This window comes from Bacillus sp. JUb11, assembly GCF_024807925.1.
In the GTDB taxonomy this organism is placed as follows: Bacteria; Bacillota; Bacilli; order Bacillales; family Bacillaceae; genus Bacillus; species Bacillus altitudinis.
Window position 1 is genome coordinate 167,788 of sequence record NZ_JANUEZ010000004.1, and the last position, 14,604, is coordinate 182,391.

2 protein-coding genes are annotated in these 14,604 nt (G+C 45.5%); both read right to left on the minus strand.

Annotation, left to right across the window (positions count from 1 at the left end):
- Positions 1-30: 30 nt before the first annotated feature.
- Positions 31-3,864 (minus strand): non-ribosomal peptide synthetase, encoded by a 3,834-nt coding sequence (locus M2369_RS09185; RefSeq protein ID WP_259254040.1) that lies wholly within the window; start codon positions 3,862-3,864, stop codon positions 31-33.
- 44 nt (positions 3,865-3,908) lie between these two features.
- Entirely contained in the window at positions 3,909-14,603 is a 10,695-nt protein-coding gene (locus tag M2369_RS09190; RefSeq protein WP_259254041.1) for a non-ribosomal peptide synthetase, read from the minus strand.
- Position 14,604: the final 1 nt, after the last annotated feature.

The following is a 14,604-nucleotide window of genomic DNA, read 5'->3' on the forward strand; positions in this document are numbered from 1 at the left end:
GCAAAAGCTGCATCCTGCCTAATCTAAAGTTTACAAGACTCGTTCTCTATTTGTTTGATTGACAATATGCTTGATCAGCTTTGCATTTTGAGCTGCACATTCTTTATGTTTGAACATATCAGCATGCCGGCCATAGCCTTGGTATTGGGTAAAAGATCCGGCCGTTGCCTGTGTCCACTCTTCCATCCAGTCCGGGATCGCTATTTGTTCTTCAGATTGGATGAACGTAATATCTGCCTGTATTTTGCCTTGATTCACCCCCTTAACAAACGTTTCATAGTAGGCGCGCGTCTTTTGGGCAAGCGCTTCTTGAACGATCTCCCCTTGAGCAAGTTCGCTTTGTTTCGTTTGATGAACAATCGCTTCAATATCATCATCAATGGATCGCCCTTCTAAATCACTTTCTCCAATTTTCTTATAGGAATCGATCATGATGACCTTCTCGACTGTCCGCCCTCCTTGTTCAAGCGCTTGAACAAGCTCAAAGGCGAGGTAACATCCGCCTGAGTACCCCATCAACGTCAGCGGCCCTTTTGGCTGAAGGTGCTGAATATGCTGAACGTACTGCGCCATTCGGTTATTCGTTTCAATAAAATCAAAGGCGATCAACCGAACATCATCAAGCGTTTTTGCTGCTTCCTGATAGACAAAGCCGTAGCCTGGTAATGGCGGAAGAGCAAAGACTGTTGATGTTTGAGATTCATTGAATACAAGATAGCCAGCGGTTTCCCCGTCCTGATGCTGAATATAATGACTAAGCGCTTCAATCGTCGGGGTCTCAAACAACAAATGGATCGGCACCTGAACCTCAAACTCTTTTGATACTTTGGACAAAAGAGACATCGCTTTTAAAGAATGTCCGCCAAGCTCAAAGAAATGGTCATCTGTGCTAATATCCTCTCGTTCAAGTACTTCCCGCCACATCACCAACAGCTTTTGTTCCACTTCATTTGCGGGCAGTTTCACACGGCGGTTTCCTTGCGGTGCCTCTGGTTTTGGTAGCTGGCGTTTATCAACCTTCCCGTTTGGCGTAAGTGGGAGGTTCTCCAGTTCAATCAGCTCATGAGGCAGCATATAAGCTGGAAGACGCTCTTTCAGCCTTGATTTGATGTCATCGAGTTTGCCTTTCCATGCATCATCACACGTGATATAGGCAAGCAGCCTTGTATGATTGGTTTCATCATGATCCGCTAGGATTACAGCTTGTTTTACACCTGGGTGCATGAGAAGGTTGGCTTCAATTTCTGTCAGTTCAATACGGTGTCCTCGAATTTTTACCTGATCATCAACTCTGCCTGCATACTCAATCAGACCGTTTTCTCGAAAGTAAGCTAAATCCCCTGTACGATACAGGCGCTCACCCGAAGCGAAAGGATGAGGAATAAACACTTGTTTTGTCAGATCAGGACGATTCAAATACCCTTTTGCCAGTCCTTTGCCGCTCAGACAAAGCTCTCCAACCATTCCAATCGGCTGAAGCTGCCTGTGCTCACTTAATATATAAGCGCCCGTCTGGTTGAGCGGCTTCCCAATTGGAATAGAATGTGCCTCTAAAGGGATCGCTTCATCTATCGGATAATACGTGGCAAAAACCGTTGATTCGGTTGGTCCGTATACATTCAACAATCTGCCTTTTCCCATCACATCAAAGGCTTTTCTCACATGCTGAACCGATGCCCTCTCTCCCCCAAACAGCACCTTACGCACACCGCGCATCCAGTCTGTTCCTTCATCAACGAGAAGATGGAATAAAGCGGTTGGAACAAACATGACAGAAATATGCTCTCCTTTTATCAGCTCAGTGAGCTTCCCCATATCTAAAATGGTTTCTTTTTGCGGCAGGACAAGCTTTGCTCCGTTTAAAAGCGCACCATATACATCAAATGTAAAGCCATCAAATACGCTATTTGATAACGACAGCAATGTATCTGTTTCTAAAATGGTTAAATAATTCGTATTTTTGACCACCCGGGCAATATTGGAATGGGTCGTCATGATGCCTTTTGGCTGTCCGGTTGTTCCAGATGTATACATGATGTATGCCGTATCATCTAAACCAGCTTCAAGTGGCAGATTCTCTGAGCTCATCAGTAAAATTTCTTGATCATCTGCAAAAAGATACGTGCCATCAAATGCGAGTGACCTCGTCTGACTGATAAAGGATGAATGAGTCAGAAGATGCGTCGCTCCGCTGTCTTTCAGCATATATTGGATACGGCTTTCTGGATAATCTGGATCAATCGGCACATAGGTGGCACCTGCTTTTAAGACAGCGAGTAAGCTGACAATGAGTTCAGGTGTCCGCTCTGCTAAAATGGCGGTCACCGTTTGATGATTGACCCCATTTTTTTGCAAATGCCTTGCCAGTCGATTGGCTTGTTCGTTCAGCTCCGCATATGTCATCGTGTGATCACCTGTCGATAATGCCACTGCATTCGGCTGTTTTCGGACATTATGTTCAAACCACTTTGTCAAATAAAGCTGATCATGCTCCAGCTCAGGTGCATTCCATTCCTCTAACATTCGCTGCTTTTCCTGCTTTGTCACGAGTGTCAGTGTATGAACTGACTGATCTGGATGTTTGATGGTCCCTCTGATCAAAAGGGTCAGCTGATCCTTTAATTTATGGACAAATGCAGAATCAAATGCACGCTGATTAAAGGCCAGCTTCAGCTGCAATCGTTCCCCAGGTGATGCAAGTAAATTGAGATCATAGTTCGATTTTTCATAGACATTCATGTCTTCTACTGTAAAGCCAAGCAGTGACTCCTGCTCGTCTTTCTTTGCAGCAGGGACATTCTCAAACACCACAATATGATCAATGAGCTGCTGCTGACCTGCCTTAGCCTGAATATCATAAATCGGGATATATTGGTGCGGTTCAGCCGCTAAAGACTGCTGCTGCGTCTCTGATAATAGAGAACGGAACGTCATATGGTCTGTCAGCTGAATTCGTCTTGGAATGACATTGATGAACAATCCCACCATCCGGTCCACACCAGCCAAATCTGCCGGACGTCCTGACACAACCGTTCCAAACAACACATCGTTTGAGCGCTGATACCTGCTGAGTAAGATAGACCAAACCGATTGAAGCGCACTACTTAACGTGGCATTCTGCTGCAAGGCTAACTCTGATAAAGCAGCTGTTTCTTCTTTACTCATAGCCCATTCGATTTCGCCTAATTCATGCTCATTTGTTTGCTTTCGCTGTTCTTTAAAAGTCGATTGCCCCTCAAAGCCAGCCAAAGATTGCGTCCAATATTCAAGTGAGGCTTGTTTATCTTGTTTTTCCAGCCATTGAATATATTCTTTATATGGCTTGACTGGCTCCAGCCTGTAAGGGATGTCATGCAAAAGTGCATGATAAATCGCAAACAATTCCTGTACAACTAGGCCAAAACACCAGCCATCTAGAAGGATATGGTGATAGCTCCATATCCAGCGATAGCTTGAAGGACCCGTTTGAAAAACAGAGGCCCGCATGAGCAGATCCTTCGAGAGATCAAATCCTCTTAGCTGATCCTTTTGTTTAAAACGATCGATACGTTCAAGCTGTTCACTTTCAGAAAGATCCTGTATGTCCACAATATCAAGCTGGAAAGGTCGATTCTTTAATACAACTTGGACAGGACGCTTCACTTTTTCGTGGAGGAACACGGTACGAAAAATATCGTACCGTTCCACGATGATATTCATGCTTTTCTCAAGCAGATCAGACCGAAGTGTCCCCTTTACGTTCATATCCATTTGTTCTACATAAAAGCCTTTTTCATGATGATGGAGGGTATGAAACAGCATTCCTTCTTGCATCGGTGACAGATAGTACATATCTTGAACTTGATCCCTTTTAAATTGACTCATCTATTTCATTCCTCCTTTCCTTTTTCATGACTGATCTAGTGGTGTTAAGTCAATTTCTCCTCGAGCATGTCAAAGATATCGTCCATTTCATCCATTTCAAGGTCTGCAGCCGAGAAGTCACTTGGCGTAAATTCTCGCTCTTGATGCGCTAAGCAATGAGTGATGATGGATCTGATTTTCTCCTTCAACAATGCGATGAACTGCTGTATCGTTTGTTCTTCATATTCACTTGCACAATATGAGCACGACAGAATGAATTGATTGTGCTGAACAAGACCGCTGAGGTTCAGCTTATAAACAGCTTCTGATTCAGGGCTTGCTTGACGGCCCATATCATAGGTTGAAGGTCCAAAGAGTTCTGTCGTCACTTCCTGATCTATCTGCCCGAGATAGTTCAAGCTGATTTCAGGCTGCACGTGTTTGACTGACGGTTCGGATGGTGTCATGTATCTTAAAATACCGTAACCAATCCCTTTATTCGGTACACGCCGCAGCATCTCTTTCGTTCCTTTGATAGCGTCTGCAATGGTCTGATTCGGTTTCGCTTCAAGAACGACTGGATACATGCTCGTAAACCAGCCAACTGTGCGGGATATATCTAATCCTGATAAAATATCCTCTCTTCCATGACCTTCAAGCTGTACATGTACATGAGATTGTCCTGTCCATTCCTGAACGGCCAGCCCGAGCGCACATAGAAGAATATCATTCATTTCTGTTGTGTACGGAAGATGGATATTCGTTAACAGATGCTCGGTTTCTGCTTCTGTCAGCTGCATTTTGACCGCTTTCGTATCCGCGACTTTTCTTTCTTTTACTTCATGGTCAACAGGTAAAGTCGTAAACGGTCTATTTTCAATCGCCGCCCAATACTCCTTCTGGTTTTTTAGCAGCTGCGACTGCGCGTATCGTTCAACCGCTTCTGCCCATTCTTTGAAAGAGTGCGTTTTTGGCGGCAGAACCATCGTTTCTCCTTTTTCTGCCTGATGATAAAGAGACATAAAGTCTTCTAGTAAAATCCGGCAAGAAACGCCGTCAATCACAAGATGATGGGTGATGATGAGTAAGTGATCACCGTTTTCTGTTTGGAAACAAATCACTTTCATCAATGGACCTTTTTCAAGATTCAGTTGACGCTGATACTCATTGGCGTATGTGGAAATCGCCTGTTTCACGTCTTGCGCTTTTGAAACATCACAAGAAATAATTGAAAATGGTTCTGTCAGCTCCCGCTGATTGTATTGCAGAATGTCATCATGCTCCTGTCTGAACACCATGCGCAGTGCATCATGATGTGAGAGCAGTCTTTGCAGAACTTGTTCTGTGACAGCCAAGTCAAACCCTTTTGGTGCATGAAGCATCATTGAGAGATTCCAGTGGTGCTGGTGATCAAATTTCCGTTCAAAGAACCAGCGCTGTATCGGTGTTAAAATGACCTCTCCTTCGACATGTGATTGATCAGCTGTGAGAAGATCCGCTTCTTCGATATATGGGCGAAGCTCCGCAATCGTTGGATATTGGAAAAGCAGTTTCATATCGAGCTTCCAGCCCTCTTGCGTGAGTCTGCTTGCCATTTGGATGCCTTTAATCGAATCTCCGCCAAGGAAGAAGAAATGGTCGTGAATACCGACTTGGCTGACGCCAAGTACATCTTCCCAAATGCCGCAAAGTAGTGCTTCCACTTCATCTCTTGGCGCTTCGTATGCTGTTTGATTCGCTTCCACATCAGGTGCTGGCAGTGCTTTGAGATCCACTTTGCCATTTGCCGTCATCGGCAGTTGGTCTAGCTTAATGATCCATGATGGCACCATATATTCAGGTAAGGTGCGCTTTAGGCTTTCTTTCAAAGTGCCCGTTTCTTTATCTGTGATGGCGTAAACGACAAGAGCGTCTTGATCACTTGCGTCTTTGACCGTTGTCACGACGGCTTCTTGGACTGAATCCAGCGCAAGGAGCTGTGCTTCGATTTCTGATAGCTCAATCCGGAATCCACGGATGTTCACTTGATGGTCTTTTCTGCCGAGATAGATCAGCTCGCCATCCTCTGTCCACTTCACCAAATCACCTGTACGGTACATGCGCTCTCCTGGATAAAACGGATCTGGGACAAACCGTTTGTCCGTTTCCTCTGGGAGATTCCAGTAACCTCTTGCCAGTCCTTTCCCCGCAATCACGAGCTCACCCGGTACGCCTTGCGGCGAGAGGTCATATAACGAACCCATAATGTAAAAACGAGTATTGGCAATCGCTGTTCCGATAGGAAGCGTGCCTTGATCTGGATCAATGATCCCGCTTGTCGCCACGACCGTATTTTCTGTTGGGCCGTAGTTATTGACGAGTTTGTATGGAACGGGCTTCACCTGTTTCAGCTTGTCCCCGCCTGTCAGTAAGTAACGGAGAGAATGATTGTCCATCGACATAAACTGCTCACATAGCTGTGTTGGCAGGAACGCAATGGTGATGCCTTCGTCATTAAAATACGAATTGAGCTTGATCATATCGAGGCGAATCGCTTCGTCGATGATATGGAGCTCTGCGCCGGCCATCCACGTCGGGAACATCTCCCAAATGGAAGCATCAAAGCCAAAGCCGGCATATTTGGCGGTTCGGTCTTGTTTCGTCACCTGGAAAGCATCATTGTGCCAAAAAGCAAGATTGACAAGAGACTGGTGCTCGACCATGACACCCTTCGGCTGTCCAGTCGTTCCAGATGTGTAAATCATATAGGCGAGATCCGTTGGTTTGACAGGAACCTGAATCTCGTGCGCTTCTCCTTCTACTGCCTCTTCTATGAAGAGGGTATGACCTGTGAATGAAGGTGGTGCAGTGAGCCCTTTCTGAATCAGAAGGACCTCTGCCCCGCCATCTTCCAGCATGTAGGCAATGCGCTGCGCTGGATAATCAGCATCAATCGGCACAAATGCCGCACCTGCTTTGAGAACTCCGAGAACAGCGGCTGTCATCTCGAGCGATGGACGTGTGAGAATGCCGATGCGGTCTCCCGGTTTTATGCCGCTGGAAATAAGTCTTGCGGCGACTGTATTCGCTCGGTTGTTCAGTTCTTCATACGTCCAGCTCGTGCCGCAGAAGGCAGCTGCTTTTTGATGAGGTACTTCTTGTGACTTCGCCTCAATCAATGCATGAACCGTTTGATCTGTCGGGACATCTAGGATAGGTCCTGACCATTCATCAAGCAGATGTCGCTCTTCTTCTTTTGTTAAGATGGAGATGGTTGAGATCGGCTGATTCAATTTCGCAAGCATTTCGTCTATGATTCGCTCAAAATATTGACTCCATCGCTGAATGGTACTCTTTTTAAATAGTGCCGCTGCATATTCAAAGCGCAAGCCCACTTGATCTTGTTCCTCAAAGATGCCGAGCGTTAAATCAAACTTTGCCTGAACGGCTTCTTGCTGTTTGTGCGAAAGCGTAAGTCCATTCAATTCCGGTAACGTCAGATCACGCTCATCCGTTGTCATCATGACACTAAATAACGGGTTGCGACTCGTGTCTTTCGGAAGGTCTAACTGCGCGACCAAATCCTCAAATGGGAATCCTTGATGTTCATAAGCTGATAGATTGTGATCTCTTATTTTTTCTAGCAGATGCTCTGCAGTTTCTTCTAACTGAACGTCATGTCGAAGGGCCAGTGTATTCACAAACATGCCCGGAATCCGTTCGATTGACGCATGTGTACGTCCAGCCGTTACAGCCCCTATGACGATGTCATGCTGCCCAGTCAATTTATGAAGAAGAATGGCAAAGGCCGTTTGCATCACCATGTTCAAACTCACATTTTTTTCAGCCATGAGCGCTTTGATATGCTGCGCCTTCTCAGCAGACAGCCATCTATCCACCCGGTCTCCTGCAAATGACTGCACGCTAGGCCGCGGGAAATCAAGCGGAAGTGCTAAGTCTTCTGGCGGCTGTGCATATTGCTCCAGCCAATACTGCCGCTGTTTTTCAAGTGCTGCTTGCTGTTCTTCCTCTTGCTGCCATACCGCATAATCCTTGTAGTGCAACTGAACTGGCGGTAACGTCTTATGCTCATACAACTCCGCTAATTCTTGAATGAGCAGACTGCGTGTCACTCCGTCTGCGATGATATGGTGCATATCCATCATGAATACATATTTGTCATCAGACAGCTTTGCCACTTTCGCCCTCATTAGAGGTGCTTGATGTAATGAGAATGGTGTCATGAAATTGTCTACGACGGATTGTACCTGATCGCTTTCTACTTCAACCATCTGTAACGTAAACGGCACACGGCGATAAATTTTTTGGACGGGACTGCCGTCAATTTCAACAAAGGCTGTCCGCAATGACTCATGTCTATCAATTAAAGCTTGAATCGCTCCTTCTAGCTGCTTCAGATCAAGGTTTCCTTCCATCATGAAAACGGCTGGCATATGGTAGGTGACGGATTCTGGATGCAGCTGCTGTAATACGTACATTCGCTTTTGTGCAGAAGAGACTGGATAGAAATCTTGCTTTTCCGCTGGCTGAATGGATGTGACGAGCGAAGCATCAGCTTCTTCCAAATAGGCAGCTATCGCCCGTATCGTTGGCTTTTCAAAAAGAACCTTGAGTGGAACATGCTGATTCAGTTTGGCTTGCATGTTCGAAATGAGCACCATGCCTTTCAGAGAATGCCCGCCTAATTCAAAGAAATGGTCATCAATGCCAACTTCCTCAATTCCAAGAACATCTGACCAAATATCACAAAGCGTCTTCTCAAGCGCCGTTTCTGGTGCTGCGTGTGCCGTGCGGTTCATATGTGCCTCATGAGGAAGCGGCAGAGATTTCGCATCCACTTTTCCGTTTTGCGTCAGCGGAATATGATCCACTTTGACAAAATAAGTAGGAATCATGTAATCCGGCAGTGTCTCTGAAAGCTTTTCTCTAAATGTCAGCGTTCCAATGTGATCAGGTGCTGTATAATATAACGCCAGCTCCGGTAAACGAGATGTGTTGATCACTTTGACATACACTTTTTGAATGATTGAAAGGGCACGTGCGGCATGCTCAATTTCTTGTTTCTCAATTCGATAACCGCGAATTTTCACTTGATCATCTACTCTTCCAAGGAATTCAATCTCCCCATTTGCATGCTGTCTGACCAAATCTCCCGTTCGATACATCCGCTCTTGAGGGAAATAAGGATTTTCAAGAAAACGCTCCGCTGTTAATTCAGGCTGATTCAAATAACCTTTTGAAACACCATCACCTGAAATGTAGAGCTCACCCGGTGCGCCATAAGGGACAAGGCGCTGCTCGCGATTGCATACGAGCGCTCTTGTATGAGCAATAGGCTTTCCGATGATAGAACGCTCCTTTAAAGCATCCAGCTCATGCGGTGTCATTAGCTTGCTCACTGTACCAATCGTTGTTTCTGTCGGACCGTAATGGTTCATCACTGCCACGCATGGATGCTGCTTCATAAATGTCTCAACATCTTCAGAGACAATCGGTTCTCCTCCCAATACCACAAGCCGTAAAGCGTCAAATGTATGACCCTTCGAATCTGCCATCATATGAAATAAGGATGGTGTCATTTTGATATAAGTCAGCTCTTGTTCATCAATAAAACGCATGAGACGTACAGGGTCTGTATACACGTCTTCACGAGGAATATAGAGTGTCCCGCCTGCTTTTAGAACCGGGAAAATGCTTGTGTAACCAAGGTCGTATGCATAAGAAGACAGGAGTGCCGTTCGATCGCATTCTTGTAAAGTCACTTCATGTGTCAACCAATTGACGTAGTGTGATAGATTACGATGCGTGAGCTGTACACCCTTTGGCTTCCCTGTTGTTCCAGATGTGTAAATCACATAAGCCAGTTGATCAACCGATACGTCCGGCAGGTCTAGAGAATCGTTTCGTTGGACGGCTTTCTCCACATGTACGACCTGAATCGACTTGAGATGCTGATACGAATCGCCAAGAGACTCATTTGCCACGATGACTTTTGCCCCTGAATCTTTTAATGTGTAACGAATACGTTCCGCAGGAAAAGCTGGATCAATTGGTACAAATGCACCGCCTGCTTTCATTACACTTAGCATGGAGACAATGACATAGACAGAGCGATCAAGAATAAGTGCGACTGTGCTTTCTTTCTCTACGCCTTGCATCTTCAGCTCACTGCAAAGAGCATTGGACATGTGATCTAGTTCACGGTAGGTCAGCTTCCTTTCACCATCCATCACCGCAATGGCATCAGGCGTTTCCATGGCTTGACGTGAAAATTGCACATGGTACGGCTCATGATGACCTGTTTGTTCTCCATCCCTTTTCTCCAGCCGCTCCATTTGCTCATGCTGATCCAAGAGGTTGAACAAGCCAATTTGTTCATTCGGATGCTGGACCGCCTCACGAATAATCGCAAGAAGATGTGTTCCGAACCGGCGGATGGTTTCCTCTTTAAATAATGCCGTTGCATAGTCTAGGCTTAGTTTTATTTCTCCCTCACGTTCAAATGCTTCGAGAGACAGATCAAATTTGACGGATCGGTGCTGCATCGCATAAGGCGAAATGTTCAGATCGCCGAGCTTTAGTGCAGGAACATCCATGTTCTGCATATTAAACGAAACACTAAAGAGCGGGCTTCGGGTTGTATCACGATCAAGCGGTAGACGCGCGATTAACTCTTCGAGCGGATAGCTTTGATGTGCAAAAGCATCTACACTCGTTTCTTTTATTTCTTCAAGCAGCTGTAAAAATGACTTTGTTTGTTCCGGTTTCCCGCGCATCGCAATGGTATTGATGAACATCCCCGGCATGTCCTGAATATCTGGATGTGTTCGTCCCGCAACAGGAGATCCGACAATGATATCTTCCTGTCCGCTGTAGGATGCGAGCAGCACTTGAAATGCAGATAACAAGAACATGTACAGCGTCGTATCTGTTTTCTTGAGCAGCTCATGAATACGCTGAGTTGTCGCTTGATCACAGCCAAACATTACTCGTTCTCCAGAAAAATCACGTTCCACTGGACGCGGGTAGTCTGTCGGCAAATCTAAAACCGGTACATCTCCTTCGAATTGCTTCAGCCAATACGCTTCATGCACACGCTGTTTCTCTGTTTCTTCTTCACTTAACTGCCAGACAGCGTAATCTTTATAATGAATGGCTCTTTCTGCAAGTGCCTCTCCATCATAGGCTTTCGTCAAATCCTGAATGAACGTCTTCATGGAGCTGCCATCTGTAATCAGGTGATGTGCTTCCAGAACTAATAGATGACGATCATGACTCACTTTGAGCAGCTGTGCCCGCAGGAGGGGAGCGGCTGTCAAATCAAACGGCGCCTGACGTTCAGCAAGAAATGCCTCGGCCTCTTCTTCCTTTACATCATGGATGGGGAGGTCAAATGCCGATCGTTCATGTACCCTTTGGACGATGTTCTCGCCTTTCATATGAAAACTCGTTCTTAAAATTTCATGCGTTTGAATCAATTCATCAAATGCTGAGGTGAGCCGCTGATGATCGAGCGTACCTTCAAGCGTTAAGACGATCGGAATATGATAGTTCGTACTCTTAGGTTCAAGTGTTTGTAAAATGTATAAGCGCCGCTGAGCTGGTGACACTGGATAGTCCTCCGCCTTCGCTGCGGGTAAGATCGGATGTCCTTGTTCTTCTTGACCGTCCTGGTCAATGTATGACGCAAGCGATCGAACTGTTGGCTTTTCGAATATCACTTGAATCGGAACTTCCTTTTGGAACACTTCTTGGATTTTGGCTGACATCATCATTGCTTTGAGTGAATGTCCGCCAGTCATGAAGAAATGCTCATCTATTCCCACCGCTTTCCCAAGCAGTTCCTCCCAAATTTGAGCAAGCGCCTTTTCCGTCTCGGTTTCAGGTGGAATGATCCTGATTTCTTCACGATCAGCTTCGTCAGGCGTTGGTAAAGCTTTTCGATCGACCTTTCCGTTTGCGGTAAGCGGAAAAGCATCTAGCTTCATGACGTGATGAGGTACCATATATGCTGGTAGTGCTTGATTAAATAGAGCCCGCACTTCTTCTTCCATGATCGTTCCCGTATAGTAAGCGGTCATTTCTTTTTCATCTGAAGGAGACTCATGGATGAGCACAACCGCATCATCGATCCCCGTCTCTTGTTGAAGAATCGTTTCAATTTCACCGAGCTCAATACGGAAACCACGGATTTTCACTTGATCATCTGTCCGTCCGAGGAATTCGATTTGACCATTTGAACCGTACCTAGCCAAATCTCCTGTTCGATACAAACGCCCTTCTGCCTTGAAAGGATCAGCGATAAATGCTTGCTTTGTTAATTCTGGACGATGGAGATATCCTCTTGAGACACCGTCTCCGCCAACATACAGCTCTCCTGGCGCGCCAATTGGCTGAAGTCTTTGATTGTCATCTAAAATGTAAGCGGACGAATGATTGATCGGCTGACCAATTGGAATCGTGCCCGTTTCATCCCCTCTCACCTCATAAATGGTCGAGATGGTGGTGTTTTCTGTTGGGCCGTACGCATTCAGTAAAACAAGTGATGGATGATTTTTCTTCACAAGCTCTGCACTTTTCACATTGATCACATCACCGCCTGTGATCAATTTGGACAGTCCCTTAAACATATGCGGTCGCTGCTGAGCAAGTTGATTAAACAAACCTGTCGTTAAAAAGAGCGCCGAGATTTGATTCGTTTGGATAAAGCGTTCAAACCGGTTGATGTCCAATAACGTGTCACGGTCAACAGGATAAAGCGTTGCACCGTTCAGCAGTGTGGTGAAAATTTCAAAAGTAATGGCATCAAAGCTGACTGCTCCTGTATGTGCCATACGATCCGACTTGTTCAAGCCCAGTGTCTCCTGAGAACATGCCAATCTGACAATATGCTGATGCTCAATTTGAACACCTTTTGGCTGGCCGGTTGACCCCGACGTGTACATGATATACGCCAATTGCGAAGGAGAGGTCTCGACTTCGAATGGTCCGTTGGACTGATTCGATATGTCCGACACACGAACGGCTTGGATACTTTCATGAACTGGCGGCTGGCTGTCCGCATAGAGCAGAACGGATGCGCCGCTGTCTTCAAGCATAAAGCGGATTCTATCCTCTGGCTGGGCTGGATCAATTGGTACATAAGCAGCCCCTGCTTGAAGAATCGCTAAAATGGCGATCACTGCTTCAGCAGATCGATTCATATACACTGCGACGGCATCTTCTTGTTTCACTCCGCTATCAATCAAATATCCCGCAACACGATGGATTTCTTGGCCGAGTTCTTCATAGGTGAATGCCCGCTCTCCTTCGACTAACGCCAGATGGTCTGGTTGCGTTTGAATGCGTTCTTTAAGAAGCTCAGGAATAGACAGATGCTTTGGATAATCTCGTTCTGTCTTGTTCCATGCTTCAATCTGCTGTTTTTCTTCTTCGGTGATACACGTCACGTCATGAAGGCGAACTTCCGGATTCTCGATGATCTGCTTCATGAGGTTGGTCAGGTGTTTCGATATTTTTTCAATGACCTCTTCTTCAAAAGCCACCGCATTGTATTTAATTTTCAATGTCCATGTTTCACCTGGATATACGAGGACATTTAGATCGAAATTCGTTTGTTCAAATCCGTCTTTTACATCAATAGAAAACCCTAGACGTTCCGACATGGTGTCACCAGATAGCTCTTGATCTAAAGGATAGTTCTCAAACCCGACCAAGTGATCGAAGAGTTGTCCTCCTGCAGCTGTCTGTTGCTGAATGTCATAAAGCGGCATAAAATCATAGTTTTCCGCTTCCAGCGCATGCTGCTGAACTTTTTGAAACAGCTGTTTGAAGGTGTCTTCCTGATTCATTTCTACCCTGACCGGTATTGTATTGATAAAAAGCCCTGCCATCTGTTCTATACCAGCCACACTTGGCGGCCTGCCAGATACGACTGTTCCGAAAGTGACATCATGTGCCGCATGGTAAGTGCCTAAAAGAACCGACCAAACAGCCTGGAATAGATTTGGTGCTGTCACTTGGCAATTCCTTGCGATCTCTTGAATGGTGCTGACCATTTCAGCATCCCATGTGAACGTCCATTCCTGATGGTCATATTGTCCGTTCGCTTCTTTTTGCTGCAAAAGCCCTTGATGCTGAATCGCACCATCTAAGCGATCCTTCCAATAGCCTTCCGCTGCTTGTTGATTTTGCTTGCCAAGCCACTGGATATAATCTGCATAAGGTTTTCCTTGTGAGCGATCCGGCGTTTTGCCGTTCCGATAAGATTCGTAGTAATGAAACAATTTTTTCATCAAAACTCCCATGGACCAACCATCCATGATGATGTGATGGTTGCTCCAAATGAGATGCCAGTTTGTTTCATTCAGTTGAAAAACAGCGACCTTCAATAACAAATCATTCGTTAAATGGAAGCCTTGCTTTCTCACTTGCTTTTTATATTGATCTAGTACCTTTTGCTGTTCCTGATGATTCAGGTGAGATAGATTCTCTCTATACACATCTAGATTGCGCTCTGCCAGTACAACCTGACGCGGCTTCTGTAATTGCTGATAGACAAAGGCTGTACGGAGAATGTCATATGTGCCGATGAGCTCATTGAGACTTTTTTCAAAAAGATCGAGATCAAACTCCCCTCTTATTCCAAGCTCCAGCTGTGTGAAATAAGAGGACGAATTAGGGTCTAGCATGGCATGATATAACATACCTTCTTGCATTGGTGTTAAAGGATATACCTTTTGAATCTTCTGTTTGCTCATA